Genomic DNA, 21792 nt, shown 5'->3' with positions numbered 1-21792 from the left:
GTTACGTTGATGGAAGCGCGTCGTTGAAGCGCAGGCGGACTGTATCAACGGTATCGGTATTTGTATTTATTTCATGAAAAGTTGCGTTACATTTATATGAAAGTATTGATATGTGATACTTTTCGATAAATCAGATCGAAGGAGATACAGATGGCACAGGCGCAGGCATTGATCGACGCCCTCAAGAACGTGCTCAAGGCGCGCGGCATGACGTATGCAAAGCTCGGCAAGGGACTTGGCCTGAGCGAGGCCAGCGTCAAGCGGGTGTTTGCAGAGAAGAGTTTTTCGCTGGAGCGCTTCGACCAGGTGTGCGGTCTGTTGGGCATCCAGATCAGCGACCTTGCGCGCATGGTGGCGCACGATGCGGCCACACCGGCGCAACTGACCACCGAACAGGAAAATAAACTGGTGTCGGACCCGCGGCTGTTGCTGATCGCGGTGCACGCGGTCAATCACTGGAGCATGGAAGAGATCCTCGAGGCCTTCGATTTCTCTCGTGCGGAATGTGTGCGTCTGCTGACGCGTCTCGACAAGCTGGGCATCATCGACCTGCTGCCCAACAACAAGATCCGGGTGCGCGTGGCGCCGGATTTCAGCTGGCTGCCGGGCGGGCCGATACAGCAGTATTTCCGCGCCCAGCTGCGCAACGATTTTTTCAATTCACGCTTCGACGGCGAACGCGAGAAGATGAGCATGGTGAGCGGCATGCTGTCGCCGGCCAGCAATGCGCTCATGCAGCAGCACATGCGCCGCATCGCCGCGGAATTCTCGGCGCTGCATCACCAGGACCTGGAGCTGTCGCTGGCGCAGCGCGACGGCACCAGCCTGATCCTGGCGATGCGGCCATGGTCGCCGGAGTCGTTCAAGGCCTTGCAGAAGAAGCGTTGACTTGCCATGCCGCGCCGCCGGCTCAGACCGGCGCCGCCAGCAACTCTTCAACATAGGCGACGAAGGCGCGCGCCTTGGCGCTGGCCATGCGCCCTCCGGGATATAGCGCCCACAAGTCGATCGGCGGCAGGCTCCAGTCGGTCAGCACGCGCACCAGCTCGCCGCTCGCGAGTTCCGGTTCGAACATCCATTCCGATGAAATCGCCAGCCCCATGTCCGCCAGCACGGCGGCGCGCACGCCTTCGGCGGCATTGACCTTGATGCGTCCGCTGACCGATACCGACACCTCATCGGCGCCGCGCCGGAACGACCAGGTAGTGCCGCCGCTGCCGCGTCCGTAAATCACCGCCGCGTGCCGGCTCAGGTCGGCCGGCCCGGCCGGCACGCCGTGCGCCGCGAAGTAGGCCGGCGTGGCGATGACCGAGCGCGCGCCTTGCGCAATCTTGCGCGCCGTCATGCCGGAGTCGCTCAGCGCGCCCATGCGCAGCGCGACATCGATGCCTTCTTCCAGCATGTCGATATGCCGATCGTCCAGCACCACGTCGAGGCTGAGTTGGGGATGACGGTCGAGGAAAGGTTTGAGATGAGGCAGGATGCGCAGGCGCGCGAAGGTCAGCGCCGCCGAAATCCGCAGCGGCCCCGACAGTTCGTTGCCGGCGCCGCGCGCGCTGCGATCGGCTTCGTCGGCTTCGCCGATGGCGCGCAAGGCGCGTTCATAAAAACGCTGGCCCGCTTCGGTCGGCGTCAGGCCGCGCGTGGAGCGCAGCAGCAAGCGTACGCCGAGGCGTTCCTCCAGTTGTGCGACCGTCTTTGACACCGCCGGCTGGCCGACCTCAAGACGCCGCGCGGCGCTCGAAAACGATCCTGCTTCGACCACGTTGACGAAGGTTTCCATTGCATTCAGGCGATCCATGTCGATTCCTCCATGGAATGGATGATAGCGTCTCTGGCATGAATTTGGTCTGATATGACGCGCTTTATTCCTCGTTGGAATGAATCATATGCCCGATGCAGACGTTCCGCCCTTGCCCGATGAGGGCCAAGATAAGGGCGTCGATTGCAATCGCGATCCCCGGACGACCCTCAGGCTGGACCTGCGCCTCGTCATTCTCACGAAAGGAAGCACCATGAACATCATCCCCATGAGCGCCGGTTTCGGCGCACGCATTCACAACGTCGACCTGGCCCGGCTGGGCGACGACCGGGATGCGCAGCAGACATTGCAGGCGGCGCTGCTGGAGTACGGCCTGTTGGTCATTCCCGGTCCCGTGCTGGAACCGCAGGCGCAGATCGCGGCCTCGGAGGTGTTCGGCGCGCTGGAAGAGTTCCCGCCGGCGCCGGGGCAGATTCCCGGCTATCCGCAGATCTTCCGTGTCGCCAGCCGCGCTACCGAAGGCTATACCGGCGTCGGTCGCTACTGGCACTCGGACGGCTCGTTCCGCACGGTGCCGACGCCGATGTCGTTGTGGCATATGGAGGCGCGCCCGGACGTCGGCGGCGACACCTTGTTCACCGATTTGCAGCAAGCCTGGCGCAGCTTGCCGGAGGAAATGAAAGCACAGATCAAGGGATTGCAGACCACGCATCGCAACCACGTGGTGCATCCGCTGGTGATGCCGCATCCGCATACCGGCGTCGACGGTCTGTACCTGAACGTCGGCCTCACCAACAGCATCATCGGCATGGAACGCGACGCCACCGAACAGCTGATCGCCACGCTCGACCGTCATCTGTCGCGCGAAGGCGCGGTGTACCGGCATCAATGGAAGGAAGGCGACTTCGTGGTGGCGGACAACTTCCGTGTCGCGCATCGCGCCACGCCCTTGTCGCCATTGCAACGGCGTGTGCTCAATCGCACCACGGTGCGCGGCGACGGCGCATTCTGGGAAACGATGAAGGCTGATCAGTCCGCCGCGGTTGCTGCCTGACGGCGACTACTGCAACAGGCCGCTGCCGCTCCTCGGCGTCGGCGCCTGTTGCACACTGCTCGCCAGCACCGCCGCCGCCGAGCGTGTTTCCACGCCGAGTTTGACGAAGATGTGTTCGAGATGCTTGTTCACGGTGCGCGGACTCATGCCGAGGATCTCGGCGATGTCGCGGTTGGTCTTGCCTTTGCCCAGCCACGCCAGTACATCGCTCTCGCGCGGGGTCAGGTGGAAGCTTCCGGGCGTCAATGCCTCGCTGCCTTGCACGGCTGAACGGAGCAGGGCAGTGGTTGCTGTTGCTGCGGCGGCTGCAATTTCAGCGCCGATATTTTTCTCTTCCAGCAGCAAGGTGATTTCATTCCCCTGGCCGGGCGCCGACAGCGCGATGCGCAGTTCGCAGTCGCCTTGCGTCGTCACCAGCGGGCGGATGTCGCCATTGCCCTGGCGCTGGCGCACCAGGCTTTCGTTGAGCCAGGATTGCAGCATCATCGGCAGCTTGTGACCGGCATTCACGGCGGCAGTGCCGGCCGGGAAATATTTTTCCAGCCACAGCGACGCCTTGCTGGTCTGCCACAGCGGCAGGCCGTTGCCGCTGAGGACGATGACGGCATGCGCAGCGTGTTCGAGCATGCCGCGCGCCTGCGACATCATGCGCGCGGTCTTGATGTGGGCGCCGATGCGCGCCACCACTTCCTGCGGCTTGATCGGTTTGGTCACGTAGTCGATGCCGCCGACTTCGAAACCGCGCACCACGTGTTCGGTCTCGGTCAGGCCGGTCATGAACACCACCGGCACGTGGTTGACGCTCTTGATCAGCTTGATGCGCTTGCAGGTTTCAAAGCCGTCAATGCCCGGCATCATCGCGTCCAGCAGGATCAGGTCCGGCGTGATGTAGTCGAGCCGCTCCAGCGCGCTGATGCCGTCGGTGGCGACCAGCACGATGTGGCCGCTCTCGTCGAGCGAGTCGGACAGCATGGCGAGGTTGTCGGGCTTGTCGTCGACGATCAGGACGACATGCCGATCAAACGTTGTTGACATCATGACGAATCATCTCCTTGATACGGGTGACATATTCATTCAGGCGGAACTGCTTGACCAGTTGCCTGAGTTCCGTGGTGAAGGGCAGGTAAGCCGAATTCTGTTGTTCCATCTCGTCGAGCTTCTTGAGGATGCCCTTGGCGTAACCGATGGAACCCAGCTCCAGCAGCGTCTGCAATTTTTCCTGCGAGGGAACCAGCATCATCGGCTGCGCGACGACGGCTTCTTTCGCGGGAGTGGAAAGCGGCAAGACCACCGCCGATACCCAGTCGATGCGCAGCTGCTGCCGGATCTTTGACAGCAATTCGTTATACGACACCGGCTTGACAACGAAGTCGTTGTACAGCGGTGGCTCAACGCCGTCGCCGTCGTTGCTGCGTTCGTGGCCGCGCTCGTGCCCACTCTCGAAGGCGTTGGCCGAGACGATGATGATCGGCAGCTGCGTCAGCCCGCGTGCGCGGATGGCGCGCGCCACCGACCAGCCGTCCATCAGCGGCATGGCGATGTCGAGCAGCACCAGGTCCGGTGTACGCCGCGTGAGTTCTTCCAGGCAGGCGATGCCGCCGTCGGCTTCGACCACCTCGAAGCCCAGCGGCAGCAGCATCTCCTTGAGCAGCAAGCGTTGCGAGGCCTGGTCGTCGACCACCAGCACGCGTTTGGAGGGACCGATGTAGCCGGACATCTGGTCTTCCAGTTTGAGACGCGGACGCGGCACGTGGACTTCCGGCAGATAGATCTTCAGATGGAAGCTGCTGCCGCTGCCAACCTTGCTCTTGACCGCCAGCTCGCCGCCCATGATGTGGGTGAGCATACTGCTGATGGCAAGGCCGAGGCCGGTGCCGATGTCTTCCCGCAGGTTGGCGGCGCTGCTGCGTTCGAACGGCAGGAAGATGCGATCAAGGTCGTCATCGGCAATCCCGATGCCGGTGTCGATGATGTCGAAGTAGGCGATCTCGCGCAGGTAACGCACCCGCACCGTCACGCTGCCGCTGTCGGTGAACTTGACGGCATTGCCGATCAGGTTGATCAGGATCTGGCGCAGGCGCTTCTGGTCGGCATGCACGATGTGCGGGATGCGGCCGGTTTTTTCGAAACGGAAGCTCAGGCCTTTTTGCTCTGCCTGCGGCGCGAACATGCCGGCGATCTGTTCGAGGAATTCCGACAGCGCCAGTTCATCTGAAGCCAGCCGCATCTTGCCGGCTTCGATCTTGGCGATGTCCAGCAGGCCGTCGATCAGGCTCAGCAGATGTTCGCCGCTGCGGCGGATCACCGCAATTGCATCCTTGCGCGCCGGGGGGATGGTGGCATCGACATGCAGGATCTGCGCATAGCCGAGGATGCTGTTCAAGGGCGTGCGCAGTTCATGGCTCATGCCGGTGACGAAACGGCTCTTGGCCAGATTGGCGGATTCGGCAGCTTCCTTGGCGCGCTGCAGTTCGGCGTCGGTCTGTTTGTGCGCCTCGATTTCCTGCAGCAGCAGATTGGTCTGGCGTTCCGATTCTTCATGCGCGACGCTGCGGCTTTCATTGGTCAGGATCAGCCACCACGAACCGACGCCGATCAGCACCAGCAGCGTACAGAACAGCTTGATGAAAATGCTCTGGATGGAATCGGGACCGCTCGGCGTCAGCCCCGAGATGCCGGCCATCTGCTGGAAGTACAGCATCCACAGCACCACCGCCAGGCCGCCCGAGATCAGGCCGAACACGATCAGGTAGTGGCCGATGCGGGTGTTGAGCTTGAGCGTGAAGCGCGACGGCAGCAGGGCCTGCAAGGTGCTGAAAACCTGATTGGGCAGCCGCGCCGCCGGCGTCTTGCAACGGTCGTTGCAGCGCGCGTCGAGCGAACAGCACAGCGAGCAGATCGCACCCTGGTACGCCGGGCAGTGCGCCATGTCGGGCATCTCGAACTGGTTGCCGCAGATGACGCATTCGAGCTCGGCGTGTTGATGATCAGCATCTTTGCCCGTATGGAGATGTTCCGGCAATGTGTCTTCGCGCGCGATGTAATAGCGGCTCTTGGTCGCGATGGCGATCAGCGGCGCCATCAGCAAGGCGGTGCCGAGCGCAATGAACGGCGACATCGCCGCCGCCAGCTTGCCGAGCACGCCCGACATCGCGATGGCGGAGAGGATGGAGGCAATCGCCATCGACCCCACGCCGACCGGATTGATGTCGTACAGGTGCGCGCGCTTGAATTCGATATGCGGCGGGCTCAGCTTGAGCGGTTTGTTGATGACCAGGTCCGACACCACCGCGCCTATCCACGAGATCGCCACCAGGCTGTACAGCGCCAGCACGTGTTCCAATGCATTGAACACGCCCAGCTCCATCAGTAGCACCGCGATCAGCACGTTGAACACCAGCCACACCACCCGGCCCGGATGGCTGTGCGTCAGCCGTGCAAAGAAGTTGGACCAGGCGAGTGAGCCGGCATAGGCGTTGGTGACGTTGATCTTGATCTGCGACACCACCACGAACAGTGCGACCGCGCCGAGCACCAGCGCCGGATTGGAAAACACGTATTGATAGCCGATCAGGTACATCTGGGTCGGCTCCACCGCCTTGCCCATCGGCACTTCATGTTGCACGGCCAGGAAGGCCAGCAGTGCGCCGCCCAGCATCTTGGCGCCGCCCAGCAGGATCCATCCCGGACCCGCCAGCAGCAGCGCGGTCCACCAGCGGCCGCGATTGGCTTGTGTCTTTTCCGGCAGGAAGCGCAAGAAGTCGACCTGTTCGCCGATCTGCGCGATCAGCGAAAACGCCACCGTCGCCGCCGCGCCGAACAGATAGATGTTGAACGACCCGCCTTCTTCGGCACGGCCGGCGAAGGTGATCAGGTTGGTGAGCGCTTCCGGTTCTTTATAGAGGACGCAGATATACGGCAGCGTCAGCAGCACGATCCACAGCGGTTGCGTCCACATCTGCAGGCGGTTGATCAGCGTGATGCCGTACGCCACCATCGGAATCACGATCAGCGAGCACAGCACATAGCCATAGACCAGCGGCAGGCCGAAATAGATCTCGATGGCCTGCGCCATGATGGCCGCCTCCAGCGCGAAGAAGATGAAGGTGAAGCTGGCGTAGATCAGCGAGGTGACGGTCGAGCCGATGTAGCCGAAGCCGGCGCCGCGCGTCAGCAGGTCCATGTCGACGCCATATTTGGCGGCGTAATAACTGATCGGCAACCCGGTCAGGAAGAACAGCACCACCACGCAGGCGATCGCCCAGAAAGTGTTGGTAAAGCCATAACTGAGCGTGATCGCGCCGCTGATCGCTTCCAGCGCCAGGAACGAGGTCGCGCCCAGGGCGGTGTTGGCCAGGCGGAACTCGGACCAGCGCCGGAACGAGCGCGGCGTATAGCGCAGCGCGTAGTCTTCCAGCGTCTCGTTGGCGACCCAGGTGTTGTAGTCGCGCCGGACTTTGACGATGCGTTGGATGGCGGGATTGGTCAATGTTTGCTCGCGTTGGTGATCAATGCCGGGGTGAGGGCGGAAGCGGCGACTACGGCACTCCGTGTGCAATCGCCGCGACCTCTTCCCGACGAAGCAATTTTCAAACCAATCGGCCCAGGACGGCATACGTCAAATGACGTATGCGGACAGGCGTATGCGGCCGTGTTTTGCTTCGATTCACCAAAACACGGCAGCCGCGCCCCCTCCGGATCTCACGAAAACGCACCAATACCATGCCGCGCACGAGCGAAACCTGTGCGACCGGGCGCTCGCAATCACGCCCACCCGCTCCCGGGTTTTACGTCAAACAACGTATTGTTGCGCCGCACCGCAAAACCTATTCTCCATCCCAGAACGAGCAGGAAGCACAGTGGGAGGGAGAGAACACTCGCATGTCGGTCCCGGCTTTCGCCTCGTTTTGTTTCAATCGAATCAATCGATTTAACTGATTCAGCCTGATCGACACGACCACGTCCGATTACTTCCAATAACGCTCGAAAGGAGTACCGCATGTCGCACCGTTCCTCTTCCAAACCGCCTTCATCCCAACGCCGCAAGATCATGATGGGCATCGTCGCAGGCGCCGCCGGTGCAGCCATGGCGTTCCCCGGCCTGGCCATGGCGCAGCAGTTCCCGACCGCCAAGATCAACACCACCAAGCTGGCCATCACTGACACCGAAGTCACGGTCGGCCAGCTGCACTCGGCCACCGGCACCATGGCGATCAGCGAGACCGGTTCGATCCAGGCCGAGCGCCTGGCGATCGACCAGATCAACTCCATGGGCGGCATCCTCGGTCGCAAGATCAAGATCATCCAGGAAGACGGCGCCAGCGACTGGCCGACCTTCGCCGAAAAAGCCAAGAAGCTGCTCGAGAACGATCACGTCGCCGCCGTGTTCGGCTGCTGGACATCGGCCTCGCGCAAAGCCGTGCTGCCGGTCTTCGAAAAAGACAACGGTCTGCTCTACTACCCGACTTTCTATGAAGGCCTGGAGCAATCCAAGAACGTCTTCTACACCGGCCAGGAAGCCACACAGCAAGTGTTGGCCGGCTTGAACTGGGTGGCGAAAGAGAAGAAGGCCAAGACCTTCTTCCTGATCGGCTCCGACTACATCTGGCCGCGCACCTCCAACAAGATCGCCCGCAAGCACATCGAGAACGTGCTCAAGGGTTCGGTGGTCGGCGAAGAGTATTACCCGCTGGGCAACACCCAGTTCGGTTCGCTGATCAACAAGATCAAGCTGAAAAAACCTGACGTCATCTTCGCCGACGTGGTCGGCGGCAGCAATGTCGCCTTCTACAAGCAGCTGAAGGCGGCCGGTGTGACGGCAAAGACGCAGAACCTGCTGACTATCTCCGTGACCGAAGATGAAATGCTCGGCATCGGCGGCGAAAACGTCGAAGGCTTCTACGCCTCGATGAAATATTTCCAAAGCCTCGACAACCCGAACAACAAGAAATTCGTGGCCGAGTTCAAGGCCAAGTTCGGCGCCAATTCGGTGATCGGCGACGTTACGCAGGCAGCCTACCTCGGCCCATGGCTGTGGAAGGCGGCAGTTGAAAAGGCCGGCAGCTTCGACGTCGACAAGGTCGTCGCCGCATCGCCTGGTCTGGAACTGAAGACCGCGCCGGAAGGCTACGTCAAGGTCCACGCCAACCATCACCTGTGGAGCAAGACCCGCATCGGCGAAGCGCAGAAGGACGGCCAGTTCAAAGTCATCTACGAGTCGGACCTGATCGAACCGAATCCTTTCCCCAAGGGTTATCAATAAATCGCCTACCGGTAGTTGATTTGTTGGCAGCAAAGCGGCGGCGTCTGTAGTGACATGCGGGCGCTGCCGCCCACGTAGTTGCAGTTGCAGTTGAATCATTGAATTTTGAAGTACCCGGACATTGCTTATCAATCACCCAGGGCGGGAGTCAACATGGTCTCACTAACGGAATTTTTCGCCATCTTCGCCATGCAGGGCTTCAATGGCCTGTCGGTGTTTTGCGTGCTGTTGCTGATGGCGTTGGGCCTGGCCATCATCTTTGGCCAGATGGGCGTGATCAACATGGCGCACGGCGAATTCCTGACCATCGGCGCTTACATCACTTACCTGCTGTCGCACCTGACCACGACCTATGCGCCCAGCCTGCAACCGTTCTATTTCTTCGGCGCGGTGGTGCTGTCGTTCATCGTCGCTTACGGGTTTGGCTACCTCACCGAGCTGCTGCTGATCAGCCGCCTCTACAAGCGGCCGCTCGACACGCTGCTGGCGACCTGGGGCCTGAGCCTGGCGATGCAGCAGACCTTTCGCTCCATCTTCGGCGCCAAGGAAGTCAGCGCCACCTTGCCCGACTGGCTGCTCGGTTCGTTCAAGCCGACCGACGCCATCGACATCCCGATCAACGGCCTGTTCATGATGTGCCTGACAGTGTTGCTGACAGGGGGCATCTTCATCCTGCTGTTCCGTTCGCGCTGGGGTTTGCAGGTGCGCGCCACCATGCAGAACCGTGTCATGGCCGGCGCCGTCGGCATCAATACCCGCAAGGTCGATCGCACCACCTTCGCGCTCGGTTGCGGCGTCGCGGGTGTGGCCGGCGCGGCGTTCACCACGATCGGCTCGACCGGTCCCACCAGCGGTTCGCTGTACATCGTCGACACCTTCCTGGTGGTGGTGTTCGGCGGCGCACAGAGCCTGATCGGCACGATCGCCTCGGCCTTCTCGATTGCACAGACGCAGTCCACCGCCGAGTTCTTCCTGACCGGTTCGATGGCCAAGGTGCTGACGTTGTCGGCGGTGATCCTGATCCTGATGCTGCGTCCGCAGGGATTGTTCTCGGCACGCGTACGCAAGTAAGAAAAAGCTATCCCAGATTCCCTTAGCGAGGTTCGACAATGAATGCAGCATACGAAAAATTATTGGGCGGCAGATCCGGATTGATCGGACTGCTGATATTGGGAGTGCTGTTGCTGGTGATCTTTCCGCTGGGCCTGGACATCTTCCGTCTCAACCTGGTCGGCAAATACCTGTCCTACGCTTTCGTCGCCGTCGGCCTGGTGCTGTGCTGGGGTTACGGCGGCATCCTGAGCCTCGGCCAGGGCGTGTTCTTCGGCGTCGGCGGCTATTGCATGGCGATGTTCCTGAAGCTCGAAGCGTCGGACCCGATCAGCACCAAGATCCAGTCCACGCCCGGCATCCCCGATTTCATGGACTGGAACCAGATCACCTCGCTGCCGACGATGTGGCAGCCCTTCCACAGCTTCAGCTTCACCGTGCTGGCGGTATTGGCGGTGCCGACCTTGCTGGCGCTGATCATCGGCATGGCGATGTTCAAGCGCCGTGTCGGCGACGTCTACTTCTCCATCGTGACGCAGGCGATTGCCGCGATCCTGTCGATCCTGATCATCGGCCAGCAAGGCCTGACCGGCGGCGTCAACGGCATCACCGACCTGAAGACGCTGATGGGCTGGGACATCCGCACCGACAGCGCCAAGGTGATCCTGTACTTCGTCAACGCCGGACTGCTGTTCGCTTGCATCCTGTTCGGCCGCTACATCCTGACCTCCAAGCTCGGTCGCCTGCTGATGGCGATGCGCGACAAGGAAGAGCGCGTGCGCTTCTCCGGTTACGACGTGGCCAGCTTCAAGGTCTTCGTGTTTTGTGTGGCGGCGATGTTCTCGGCCATCGGCGGCGCCATGTTCACCCTGCAGGTCGGCTTCATGTCGCCGTCCTTCGTCGGCATCGTGCCGTCGATCGAGATGGTGATCTACGCGGCGGTCGGCGGTCGCATGTCGCTGCTCGGCGCGGTGTACGGCACCTTGCTGGTGAACTTCGGCAAGACGTATTTTTCGGAAACCTTCCCCGAGCTGTGGCTGTTCCTGATGGGCGGACTGTTCATCGCGGTGGTGATGTACTTCCCGAATGGTCTGGCCGGCGTGTATGAAAAGCAGGGCAAGCGCCTGATGGAAAAATTCTCCCGCAAGCCGAAAAAAGCGGCAGAGCCTGACGCGGCGAAACCGAAAGCGGCCACCAAGCCGGATTCCACTGAGATCAGCATCGACGGCGCCAACCTGGAGGCCAGCAAATGAGCAACGCACCCATCGGATTCGAATCGACCGATCACCCCGTGCTGGCGATCGAGGACCTGACGGTTTCCTTCGACGGTTTCACGGCGGTCGACAAGCTTAATTTCTACGTCCAGCGCAATGAAGTGCGCGTGGTGATCGGCCCCAACGGCGCCGGCAAGACCACCGTGCTGGACCTGATCTGCGGCAAGACCCAGGCGACCTCGGGCAGCATCCGCTTCAACAACCACGAGCTGACCAAGATGAGCGAGCACGCCATCGTGCGCGCCGGCGTCGGCCGCAAGTTCCAGACGCCGTCGATTTATGAAAACCTCAGTGTGTTCGAGAACCTGGAAATGTCCTTCCCGCGCGGCCGCAAGGTGTTCGGCGCGCTGACCTTCAAGCGCTCGCCGGATGTGGTGGCGCGCGTTGAATCGGTGGCGGCAGAAATCTTCCTCGATCAGCACTTATATACGCAAGCCGACTTGCTGTCGCATGGCCAGAAGCAGTGGCTGGAGATCGGCATGCTGCTGATGCAGGAACCGGAACTGTTGATGCTGGACGAACCGGTCGCCGGCATGAGCGTGTCCGAACGCGAAAAGACCGCGCAACTGCTGGGTCGCATCAGCCAGGGCCGTTCGGTGGTGGTGATCGAGCACGACATGGATTTCGTCAAGAGCATCGCACACAAGGTGACCGTGCTGCACCAGGGAAAGATCCTCGCCGAAGGCAGCATGGACAAGGTGCAGTCCGATCCGAAGGTTATCGACGTCTACTTAGGTCATTAATTCATTCCCGGAGCCAGTCATGTTCAACGTATCCAACCTTGCTTCCGGCTACGGCCAGAGTGCCGTCATCCACGACATCAACCTGTCGGTGGCGAAGGAAGAAATCGTCGCCGTCATGGGCCGCAACGGCATGGGCAAGACCACGCTGTTCAAGACGCTGATGGGCATCCTGCCGCTGCGCGACGGCAGCATCAAGATCGACGGCGTCGAACTGGGCGCGTTGGAAAGCCATCAGCGCGTCTCGCGCGGCGTCGCCTACGTGCCGCAGGGGCGCATGATTTTCCCCGGCATGACGGTGCTGGAAAACATCCAGACCGGCCTCGCCGCTGATGCGCGCGGCAAGGTGCCGGACGAGTTGTATGCACTGTTCCCGGTGCTGTACGAGATGCGCAGCCGCAAGGGCGGCAACCTGTCGGGCGGGCAGCAACAGCAACTGGCAATTGCGCGCGCGTTGGCGACCAATCCGCGCGTGCTGCTGCTGGACGAGCCGACCGAAGGCATACAGCCGTCCATCATCAAGGACATCGCACGCAGCCTGAAAGAGATCCGCAAGATCCGCGAGCTCACCATCATCGTATCGGAACAGGTGCTGAGCTTCACGCTGGAGATCGCCGACCGCTTCCTGGTGATCGACAAGGGCCGCTTCGTCTACGAAGACACGCGCGCCAACGTCGATGCGCCGACCATCAGCAAATACCTGTCGGTGTAAGAACCTGTTCTGAAACGTTTTGAAGGAGGAGTAGCGTCATGAGGCATGGAGACATATCAAGCAGTAAAGATGCGGTGGGCGTGGCGGTCGTCAATTACAAGATGCCGCGCCTGCACAACCGCGCTGAAGTGATGGACAACGTCAACCGGATCGCGGCCATGCTGATCGGCATGAAGCAGGGTTTGCCCGGCCTCGATCTGGTCATTTTTCCCGAGTACTCGACGCACGGGATCATGTACGACGAGAAGGAAATGTACGACACCGCCGCCAGCATCCCCGGCGAAGAGACCCGCGTGTTTTCGGAAGCCTGCCGCATCGCCGGCGTCTGGGGCGTGTTTTCGCTGACCGGCGAACGCCACGAAGAGCATCCGCACAAGGCGCCCTACAACACGCTGATCCTGATCAACGACCAAGGCGAGATCGTGCAGAAGTACCGCAAGATCATGCCGTGGACGCCGATCGAGGGCTGGTATCCGGGCGACAAGACGTATGTCTGCGACGGCCCCAAGGGATTGAAGATCAGCCTGATCATCTGCGACGACGGCAACTATCCCGAAATCTGGCGCGACTGCGCCATGAAGGGCGCCGAATTGATCGTGCGCTGCCAGGGCTACATGTACCCGGCCAAGGAACAGCAAATACTGGTGTCCAAGGCGATGGCGTGGATGAACAACGTCTACGTTGCGGTCGCCAACGCGGCCGGCTTCGACGGCGTGTATTCCTATTTCGGCCACTCGGCAATCATCGGCTTTGACGGCCGCACGCTGGGCGAGTGCGAGACCGAAGAGATGGGCATCCAGTACGCCGAACTGTCGGTCAGCGCAATCCGTGATGCGCGCCGCAACTGGCAGTCGCAGAACCATCTGTTCAAGCTGCTGCACCGCGGCTACACCGGCAAGATCAATTCCGGCGAGTCCTCGGCGGGCGTGGCCGATTGCCCGCTCGACTTCTACAAGACCTGGGTCAACGATCCGCAGGCTGCGCGCGCCCAGGTCGAGGCGATCACGCGCAAGACCGCCGGCACGCCGGAGTGCCCGGTGCCCGGCATTCCCAACGAATAAATCGTCAATTCATCCGCATTCCACACGAGAAGGAGAGTCGCATGCAACACTTCAAGATCAAGCCCGGCGTACCGCTGGCAGAGCAGCCTGAACTCGGACACAACCGCTGGCATCCCGACCTGCCGTTCCTGTCGTCGGTCAAGCCGGGCGAGTCCATCCTGATCGAGTCGCTGGATTTCCTCGATGCACAGATCAAGGACACCGACGACATCTCCGACGTCAAGAACGTCGACCTCACGCGCGCGCATCCGCTGACCGGCCCGTTCCACGTCGAAGGCGCCGAACCGGGCGACCTGCTGGTGATCGACTTGCTCGACATCAAGCCGGTCACGCCGGTCGGGTTCTCGGGCGTGTTTTCCAAGGAGAACGGCGGCGGCTTCCTGGCCGATTATTTTCCCGATGCCGACAAGGCGATCTGGGACCTGAAGGGCCTGTACGCCACCTCGCGCCACATCCCCGGCGTGCGCATTGCCGGTCTCACGCATCCGGGCCTGATGGGTTGCCTGCCGTCGCACGATCTGCTGGCCGAATGGAATCGCCGCGAAGCGCCGTTGGCCGCCAAGGGCCTGGCCAAGCCGCCTGATCCGAGCACCGCCGTGCTGCGCGGCCTGACCGGCGCCAAGTTCGACGAGATGGCCAAGATCGCGGCGCGCACCGTGCCGCCGCGCGAGCATGGCGGCAACACCGACATCAAGGATCTGTCGGCCGGCACGCGGATTTTCTTCCCGGTGTATGTGAAGGGTGCGGGCTTCTCGATGGGCGACTTGCACTTCTCCCAAGGCGACGGCGAAATCGGTTTCTGCGGCGCGATTGAAATGGACGGCGTCAGCCACGTCGGCTTCGACCTGATCAAGGGCGGCATGGCGAAGTACAACATCAGCTCGCCTATCTTCATGCCAAGCATCGTCAAGCCGCACTACGAGCAATGGCTGACCTTCGAAGGCATCAGCGTCGAGAACGGCGTCAACTATTACCTCGACGCCACCGTCGCCTATCGCCAGGCCTGCCTGAAGGCGATCGACTACCTGACCCACTTCGGCTACACCGGCAGCCAGGCCTACATGCTGCTGACCGCCGCGCCGGTGGAAGGACGCATCGGCGGCATCGTGGATATTCCGAACTGCGCGTGCACGGTGTCGTTGCCGACCTCGATCTTCGATCAGGACATCACGCCGAAGGGGATGTTGAACGACAAGTCGTACTGGGGCCGAAAACCATAGCCGATTGGCTTTTTGCGGATGGAGATCTGTCTCCATCCGCGATCCGAACATCCAAGTCCTTTTCACACCGGAGCAGAACATGCCCTTATACGATATCCGCTGCAGCCACTGCGAAGGCATCTTCGAAAAACTGCTCAAGATGCAGGCCTTGCAAGGCCAGGTCGAGTGTCCCTACTGCAAAGAAGACACCATTGCCGCGCCGATGTTGACCGGTGCGCGCGTCGGCGTGCAGGTCATGCAAAGCTGGCGTCCGCGCAACGGCGCCGAGCAGCTTGCAGGGAAGGGCGCGGCAGGTCCCGGCGCGCATGCAGGTGCAGGGCGCAGCAGCGTGCTGCACAATTGCAAGGGACATAGCTGCAGCATTTGTTTGACGTAGGATTTGCAGCGGTTCTCAGTGTGAAGACACAAACTGCGCGCCGTCTTCCTGCGGCGGCAGCGCAAAACTCTTGCGCATGCGATCGACTTCTTCCACCGGCGTGCGGCCGAACAGGCGTTTGAATTCGCGGCTGAATTGCGACGCGCTTTCATAGCCGACTTGTGCACAGGCGGCGCCCGCCGTCATGCCGTTGCGCAGCATCAGCAGGCGTGCCTGGTGCAGCCGTGTTGATTTCAGGTACTGCATCGGCGAGGTGTCGGTCACGGTCTTGAAATGCGCGTGGAAGGTCGGCACGCTCATGCCGGCTTCCTTCGCCAGTTGTTCGATGCCCAGCGCTTCGTCGTAGCTGCGATGGATCATGCCGATGGCGCGCGAAATCTTGCCGAACTGACCTTGCATCGTCAGCGCGGCGCGCATCGTTCCACCTTGTTGACCGGTCAGCACGCGGAAATAAATTTCGCGCACCAGCGACGGACCCAGCACCGCTGACTCCAGCGGATCATTCATCGCTTCCAGAAAACGCAGCACCGATGCAGAAAGCGCGCTCTCCATCGGCGTCGACACCATGCCACGCGGCTTGGCGATGACGGGGCCGGCGCATTCATCGATCTCCATCATCAGCGCGGCCGCAACCTTGAAATCCAGCCGCAGGTAGATCGCCAGCATCGGTTCCTTTTCACTGGCGTCGGTCTCCATCGAAAACGGCACCGGCACCGATACCGCCAGGTAGTGCTGGGCGTCGTACAAATACACTTCCGAACCGAGATAGCCGCGCTTGCGGCCCTGCGCGACGATCACGATGCCCGGCTCGTACAGTACGGGCATGCGTTTCAGCGGACGGTTGGAGCGCAGGAAGCGCACGTCGGCCAGCGGCGACAGGTTGTAGCCTTCCAAGGGCGTCAATGCCGCCAACAGTTCGACCATACGTTCTGCCATGCGGCGGCGGACTTCCTTCGGCGTGCTGAGCGACAGGTCGGTTGGCATGTCATTGAATCCGGCAAGTGGTGATGCGTTTACTTTGCCATTGAATGCGTCTCCTCGCCAGCTTCTCAGAGAATCAGGCAAACATGCCAGAAGAACCGGCAGCCGCGACGTGCGCGGAAATCGATAATGGCCTTGTCGATTTTTGTTCTCGTCTTTCACGCCCAGCAAAGGAATTGCCATGTCTGCATCCAAAACTTTTTTCATCACCGGCGTCAGTAGCGGCTTCGGCCTTGCGCTTGCCGAAGCCGCCATCGCCGCCGGTCATCGTGTGGTCGGCACAGTACGCAGCGAAGACGCCCGCCGCGCTTTCGAACAACAATTCTCCGATTACCCTGGAAAGGCGTTCGCGCGCATCCTCGACGTCACCGATTTTGCCGCAGCGGAACGTATCGCCGCCGAGGTGGAAGTGAACGTCGGCCCGGTCGATGTGTTGGTCAACAATGCCGGCTACGGCCACGAAGGCATCTTCGAGGAGTCCGGCATGGACGCGCTGCAACGCCAGTTCGACGTCAACGTGTTCGGTGCGGTGGCGGTGACGAAGGGGTTCGTGCCCTTCATGCGTCAGCGCCGGCGTGGTCACATCATCAACATCACCTCGATGGGTGGCTTCATCACGATGCCGGGCATTGCCTATTACTGCGGGAGCAAGTTCGCCTTGGAGGGGATTTCGGAAACCTTGGCAAAGGAACTCAAGACCTTCAATGTGTTCGTCACTGCCGTGGCGCCGGGATCGTTCCGTACCGACTGGGCGGGGCGCTCGATGGTGCGTTCGCCGCGCAGCATTGCCGACTACGACGCGCTGTTCGATCCGATCCGGACTACGCGCTCCGAGCGTAGCGGCAAACAAACGGGCGATCCGCGCAAGGCGGCGCAGGCGATGCTGGCGTTGGTGGATAGTCCGTCGCCGCCTACGCATTTGCTATTGGGCAGCGATGCATTGGCGCTGGTCAGAAAGAAGCTGGCGGAACTGACGCAGGAGCTGGCGCAGTGGGAAGCGCTGACATGTTCGACGGATGCCGAGCCGCATGCGACCTGACAATTTGCTGATTCTTCTTACAGATTAATACAACTTTACAGTCTTCGTTTCTCTGCCTGTCCACGTTAAGAGAACAGCAGCCGCATTGCCTCCGGCGCTTGTCGGATAAGCAATGCAAGGCTGGTATCCCTTCCCGATTTCCTGACGAGGAGCCAGAAAAAATGAATACCCGAATGATCAGAATTGCAGGCCTGTTGTCTGCGGCGGCGGTAGTAGTCGCCGTCAGCGGCTGCGTCGTAACGCCGCCGTCGGTGCGCCCCGCCTATGTCGAGCCGGCTTACGCGGCGCCGCCGGGCGTGGTGTATGTGCAGCCGGCCTATGCATCGCCCGGGCCGGGCTATGTCTGGGAGTACCACGCACACTACGGTTGGGGCTGGCGTCATCCGCAATACGGTTGGCATCGCGGCTGGCGTTGAGTTGATGGCGGCGGCTTGAATGCCGTCGCTGATTTCTCACCTTGATTTTCGCCCTGCATTTCATAAAAGGAATGCAGGGCGTTTGCATTTCAGCATTTACTTTGCGGTTTTGTTGTCCGCTCTCTGATCGAATTCGCGGCGTGCCTGTTCTATGCTTTGCAGGTTTTCCGCCGCCCAGATCCAGACGCCGCAAAACGCCGCGCCCAGGCTCATGCCGAGATCGGTCAGCTTGTATTCGACGCGCGGCGGCACCACCGGATGGACGGTGCGAATCAGCAGGCCGTCACGCTCCATCTGGCGCAGCGTCTGCGTCAGCATCTTCTGGCTGATGCCGCCCACCAGTTCGCCGATGCGGGTGAAACGCGATTCGCCGTGCTCGGCCAACACTTCCAGAATCAACATGGTCCACTTGTCGGCGACGCGGCCGATGACGTCGGTGACGAGCGCTTCCAGACGCGGATCAAGCTCTTTCGGCGGCGCTTGCGTGGTGTAGTAGTGCGCTTTGGCAATCTGTTCTTTGGTGGGTGGTGCGATCTTCATTTCCATGCTCTCCTTTTGGTAACTCTCGCACTGTCGAGTGCCTACTTTCTAAAAGAGAGCGTAGTCCCTATACTGGGTTTCAGCGGGTTTGTTGGCAAGTAAAACTTGTGAGGTAAACCTTATGAAGCGGCCATCGCTACAACGCCGGATCCATCTACGGGAGCAATCATGCAATTGAAGAACAAAACCATCCTCATCACCGGCGGTAGCAGCGGCATCGGCTTCGAATTGACACGCCGCTTGCTGGCGCTCGGCAACACGGTGATCATCACCGGTCGCGACGCCGACAAGCTGGAGGCCGCCAAGCGCGAGCTGCCGGCGGTGCACATCATCCGCAGCGATGTCAGCGACGTCGAGGCGATTGCCGCTTTGCATGCCCAGGTGACCACGCAGTTCCCGGCACTGGACGTGCTGATCAACAATGCGGGCATCATGCGCAACCTCGACCTCAACGATACGCGTCATGGCGTCGCCGACATTACACGCGAGATCGATATCAATCTGAGTGGGCCGCTGCGCATGGTGCAGCAATTTCTGCCGCATCTGAAAGCGCAGAAGGACGCGTCCATCATCAACGTGTCATCAGGGCTGGCCTTTGTGCCGTTTGTCTCCTCGCCCATTTACAGCGCCACCAAGGCCGCGTTGCATTCCTACTCACAGGCCTTGCGCGTGCAATTGCGCGGCAGCAGCGTAACCGTGATCGAACTGGCGCCGCCGGGCACCGAGACGCCCTTGTTCCGTGACGAGTTCAAGGACGAGGTGAAGGACATGAAGGCGATGGACGTCAAAGTGCTTGCCGACCATGCGATCAAGGGTATCGAAGCAGGCAAACTGGAGATTCGTCCGGGACTGAGCAACGTGCTCAAGCTGATGAGCCGGCTGGCGCCGGAGTTCATGCTGAATCAGCTGGCGAAGAGTTTCAGGCCGGCCCGGGTGTAAAGATGCTGCCCGGGCGTCGCTGAAGAGGAGGGCCGAAGAACGCGAGGCTTCTTGCGTACTTCGGTGTACTTCTCATTACCGATCAACCTATCAGAATGCGTAGCGGCCTTGCACGTAAATCGTGCGTGGCGCGCCGACCATGCGACCGGCATTGCCGTCGATGTTGCGCGTGTAGTAGCGGCGGTCGGTCAGGTTGTTGACGCCGGCCATGACATCGAAACCCTTGGCGTTAGGCATCTTCCAGCTGACCTGTGCATTCCAGGTGCGGAAGCCGGGGATTTCGCCGACGCTGCCGTCCGCACTTTCCTTGATGGTATTGGCGACATCCATGAACTGGCGGCTTTGATGCGTGGTCGACAGATTGAAAGCCCAGGGACCCGTCTCGTAACGTGTGCCGATGGTGTCGGTCTGACGTGAATAGAACGGCACGTCAAGGCCGGTGGTCGAGCCGGATCGTTGCAGTGCACGCGTGTAAGCATAGGTCGCGTACACGTTCAGGCCGCGCAATGCGCCGTCCTTGTCGAAGCTGTAATCGATCGAAGTTTCAACACCGTCGTGCTGGGTCTTGCCGATGTTCTGGAACAGCGCAGGATTGGTGCCGGGGATTTGCGAGATCTGGTTGTCGAAGCGGATATCGAATACGGTGAGTTCAGCCGACAGATTATTGCCCTTCCAGCGCGCACCGGCTTCGACGGTTTTTGCCAGTTCAGGCGACAGCGGATTGCTGGCCGACAGCGAGTTGAGCTGGGTGTTCTGTACCACGCCGAAAGAGGTGTTGTAGTTGGTGAACAGCGTCAGTTCAGGCGAATACAGGTAGGCGATATTCACCGACGGCAACGGCTTGTTGTTGGTGACTTCAAACTTGCCGTTGGTCGAGTTATCAACGCGGACGGAATTGATGTGCTCGTAACGCACGCCAGGCGTGATGCGCCATGCGCCGATGGAGATCTTGTCGTCGATGTAGACCGAATGCGCATCGGTGGTGTTCTTGAACGAAGTCACTGCACCGTTCGCACCAGTTGCGATCGATTCATTGAAAGACTTGTCGGCGCCGCGTTCGCCAATGTAGCGATAACCGATGGTTACGTCGTTGGCAGCCTTGCCCGTGAAGAAGCGTTGCGTGTAGCGTGGCTCGATGCCGGTGGTCTGATAGTCGCGCGGCTGGTGCTGATAAGCAGTCGTGGAGCTGCCGATCAGTACGCTCTGACGGAAGCTCTCGACATAGTAAGTGCGGATTTCAAATTCCCTGGTGTCCGAAATGGTGTTCAGGTAGCCGAGGTCGATGGCCTTGCGGTTGCCCGACCAGAAGTCATGCTTGCGCGTGTTCTGAAACGGATTGGCATTGTATTGCGCAACCGTCAGCCCGCCGGGAGTGCGCGAGAGCACGTCGTAATAGGACACCTTGCCGTAGATCTCGGAGCTTGGATCGATTTCGAAGCGGAACTTCAACGCGAAATCGTTCAGGCGCTCGTTGCTGTTGTCGCGCCAGCCTGATCCTTCCGTACCGGAATACAGCATCGCCAGGCCCAGGCCGTTATCCAGTTGAGTACCTGCAAAAGCGCTGTACTGCGTGCTGGAACCGCCCTGGCTGTAGCTGTTGTAGCGCACGCTGGCATCGCTGGTAAGGCCCGGTTTGGTCGGGATCGAGCGTGTCTTGAAGTTGATGATGCCGCCAACGTTTTGCGGACCATAACGCACCGCGCCGCCACCGCGCACGACGTCGATCGACTCCATATTGTTGAGGCTGACCGGCGCAAACGAAATTTGCGGCTGGCCGTAAGGCGCCACCGACATCGGCAGGCCGTCAAGCAGAATGGTCGAGCGCGGCGAGTAGCGTCCGGTCAGGCCGCGCACGCCGATGTTGAGCGAGATCGCACTGCCGGCGGTGCCGGAGTTGTCGGTTGCCTGTACACCGGGGATGCGGCGCATCACGTCGCCGATGTTGACCGCGCCGGTGCTTTCGATTTCAGCTTTCTTGACCACCGTGCGCGCGCCCGGGAAGGTCTTCACGCTGGCGTCCAGGCTATTGCTGCCCAGCCAGTCGCCGCTGACCTGAATAGTCTCAAGCGTATTCGGCGTTTCGGCCGGCGTAGCGGCCTGCTGCGCATAAGCGGCGCCGGAAAGCGTCATCAGCGCGGCGGCGATGGCGGTGGCGCAGCGGGTTTGCGCGGCAATGGCGCGAGGAAGCGGGAGCGATGTCATGGTGTCTTCAGGAAGGATAAAAAGCGAGCAGGGCGACGCCAGCGTTTTCCTCGTTCGACGCAGCCGGAGGCATGCAAAGAAAACGTAAGCATCTGTAATGGATAAGAATCATAACCATTTACATTTGCATGATCAAACCAAACATGTATCTTGATAGGCTCTGG

At 60.8% G+C, this 21792-nt stretch carries 19 protein-coding genes; 13 read left to right on the top strand and 6 right to left on the bottom strand.

The features are described from left to right. Window positions 1-150: 150 nt before the first annotated feature. Window positions 151-888, top strand: a complete 738-nt coding sequence (locus tag E4P32_RS18805; protein ID WP_116435817.1) for a helix-turn-helix transcriptional regulator — start codon at window positions 151-153, stop codon at window positions 886-888. Between the two features lie 22 nt (window positions 889-910). Here E4P32_RS18805 and E4P32_RS18800 read toward each other — a convergent pair whose 3' ends face one another. Continuing rightward, window positions 911-1801: a LysR family transcriptional regulator gene (locus tag E4P32_RS18800; protein ID WP_116435816.1), complete on the bottom strand. Its 891-nt coding sequence runs from the start codon at window positions 1799-1801 to the stop codon at window positions 911-913. Between the two features lie 214 nt (window positions 1802-2015). On the opposite strand from E4P32_RS18800, the gene E4P32_RS18795 reads away from it, so the two are divergent. After that, window positions 2016-2816 (top strand): TauD/TfdA family dioxygenase, encoded by an 801-nt coding sequence (locus tag E4P32_RS18795; RefSeq protein ID WP_158559742.1) that lies wholly within the window; start codon window positions 2016-2018, stop codon window positions 2814-2816. A gap of 6 nt (window positions 2817-2822) precedes the next feature. Here the strand turns inward: E4P32_RS18795 and E4P32_RS18790 are convergent, their stop codons facing one another. Together E4P32_RS18790 and E4P32_RS18785 are read right to left on the bottom strand one after the other, a co-directional pair. Next, the gene (locus tag E4P32_RS18790) at window positions 2823-3854 is read right to left on the bottom strand and encodes a response regulator transcription factor (protein WP_116435814.1); all 1032 of its coding nucleotides are present in this window, start codon (window positions 3852-3854) and stop codon (window positions 2823-2825) included. After that, entirely contained in the window at window positions 3835-7305 is a 3471-nt protein-coding gene (locus tag E4P32_RS18785) for an ATP-binding protein (RefSeq protein WP_116435813.1), read from the bottom strand. Before E4P32_RS18785 ends, E4P32_RS18790 begins: the two co-directional genes overlap by 20 nt. 510 nt (window positions 7306-7815) lie before the next feature. Between E4P32_RS18785 and urtA the strand changes: the two genes are divergently transcribed. The 8 genes from urtA to E4P32_RS18745 all read left to right on the top strand — a co-directional run bounded on the left by urtA (window position 7816) and on the right by E4P32_RS18745 (window position 15511). Then, window positions 7816-9078 carry an urea ABC transporter substrate-binding protein gene (gene urtA / locus E4P32_RS18780; RefSeq protein ID WP_116435812.1) on the top strand — a complete coding sequence of 421 codons (1263 nt, stop codon included), beginning with the start codon at window positions 7816-7818 and terminating at the stop codon, window positions 9076-9078. A gap of 153 nt (window positions 9079-9231) precedes the next feature. Beyond that, the gene (gene urtB / locus E4P32_RS18775) at window positions 9232-10149 is read left to right on the top strand and encodes an urea ABC transporter permease subunit UrtB (RefSeq protein ID WP_116435811.1); all 918 of its coding nucleotides are present in this window, start codon (window positions 9232-9234) and stop codon (window positions 10147-10149) included. A gap of 38 nt (window positions 10150-10187) precedes the next feature. Next, window positions 10188-11381 (top strand): urea ABC transporter permease subunit UrtC, encoded by a 1194-nt coding sequence (gene urtC / locus E4P32_RS18770; RefSeq protein ID WP_116435810.1) that lies wholly within the window; start codon window positions 10188-10190, stop codon window positions 11379-11381. After that, entirely contained in the window at window positions 11378-12145 is a 768-nt protein-coding gene (urtD, locus tag E4P32_RS18765) for an urea ABC transporter ATP-binding protein UrtD (RefSeq protein ID WP_116435809.1), read from the top strand. The genes urtC and urtD overlap by 4 nt, the downstream gene beginning before the upstream one ends. 19 nt (window positions 12146-12164) lie before the next feature. Next, window positions 12165-12854 carry an urea ABC transporter ATP-binding subunit UrtE gene (gene urtE, locus E4P32_RS18760; protein ID WP_116435808.1) on the top strand — a complete coding sequence of 230 codons (690 nt, stop codon included), beginning with the start codon at window positions 12165-12167 and terminating at the stop codon, window positions 12852-12854. Between the two features lie 38 nt (window positions 12855-12892). Further along, window positions 12893-13915 carry an aliphatic amidase gene (locus E4P32_RS18755; RefSeq protein WP_116435807.1) on the top strand — a complete coding sequence of 341 codons (1023 nt, stop codon included), beginning with the start codon at window positions 12893-12895 and terminating at the stop codon, window positions 13913-13915. Window positions 13916-13956: 41 nt separating this feature from the next. Then, window positions 13957-15135, top strand: a complete 1179-nt coding sequence (gene fmdA, locus E4P32_RS18750) for a formamidase (RefSeq protein ID WP_116435806.1) — start codon at window positions 13957-13959, stop codon at window positions 15133-15135. 79 nt (window positions 15136-15214) lie between these two features. Continuing rightward, entirely contained in the window at window positions 15215-15511 is a 297-nt protein-coding gene (locus E4P32_RS18745; RefSeq protein ID WP_116435805.1) for an FmdB family zinc ribbon protein, read from the top strand. A gap of 15 nt (window positions 15512-15526) precedes the next feature. On the opposite strand, the gene E4P32_RS18740 is transcribed toward E4P32_RS18745, so the two are convergent. Continuing rightward, complete coding sequence (locus tag E4P32_RS18740) at window positions 15527-16495, bottom strand: AraC family transcriptional regulator (protein ID WP_233526725.1); 969 nt, start codon at window positions 16493-16495, stop codon at window positions 15527-15529. A gap of 178 nt (window positions 16496-16673) precedes the next feature. On the opposite strand from E4P32_RS18740, the gene E4P32_RS18735 reads away from it, so the two are divergent. Then, window positions 16674-17531, top strand: a complete 858-nt coding sequence (locus E4P32_RS18735; RefSeq protein WP_116435804.1) for an oxidoreductase — start codon at window positions 16674-16676, stop codon at window positions 17529-17531. 173 nt (window positions 17532-17704) lie between these two features. Next, entirely contained in the window at window positions 17705-17947 is a 243-nt protein-coding gene (locus E4P32_RS18730; RefSeq protein ID WP_233526724.1) for a hypothetical protein, read from the top strand. Window positions 17948-18043: 96 nt separating this feature from the next. Here the strand turns inward: E4P32_RS18730 and E4P32_RS18725 are convergent, their stop codons facing one another. After that, window positions 18044-18493, bottom strand: coding sequence for a helix-turn-helix domain-containing protein (locus tag E4P32_RS18725; RefSeq protein WP_348533518.1), 450 nt, complete (start codon window positions 18491-18493; stop codon window positions 18044-18046). Between the two features lie 162 nt (window positions 18494-18655). Between E4P32_RS18725 and E4P32_RS18720 the strand changes: the two genes are divergently transcribed. After that, window positions 18656-19426 carry an SDR family NAD(P)-dependent oxidoreductase gene (locus E4P32_RS18720; RefSeq protein ID WP_116435802.1) on the top strand — a complete coding sequence of 257 codons (771 nt, stop codon included), beginning with the start codon at window positions 18656-18658 and terminating at the stop codon, window positions 19424-19426. A 90-nt stretch (window positions 19427-19516) separates the two neighbouring features. Here E4P32_RS18720 and E4P32_RS18715 read toward each other — a convergent pair whose 3' ends face one another. Next, a complete protein-coding gene (locus E4P32_RS18715) occupies window positions 19517-21628 on the bottom strand; it encodes a TonB-dependent siderophore receptor (protein WP_116435801.1) in 2112 nt (703 codons plus the stop codon). Window positions 21629-21792: the final 164 nt, after the last annotated feature.

Source organism: Herbaspirillum sp. 3R11, assembly GCF_004563925.1.
Taxonomy (GTDB): domain Bacteria; phylum Pseudomonadota; class Gammaproteobacteria; order Burkholderiales; family Burkholderiaceae_D; genus Herbaspirillum.
The sequence above is the reverse complement of the archived record's forward strand: the minus strand, read 5'-3'. Positions and strand labels throughout refer to the sequence as shown.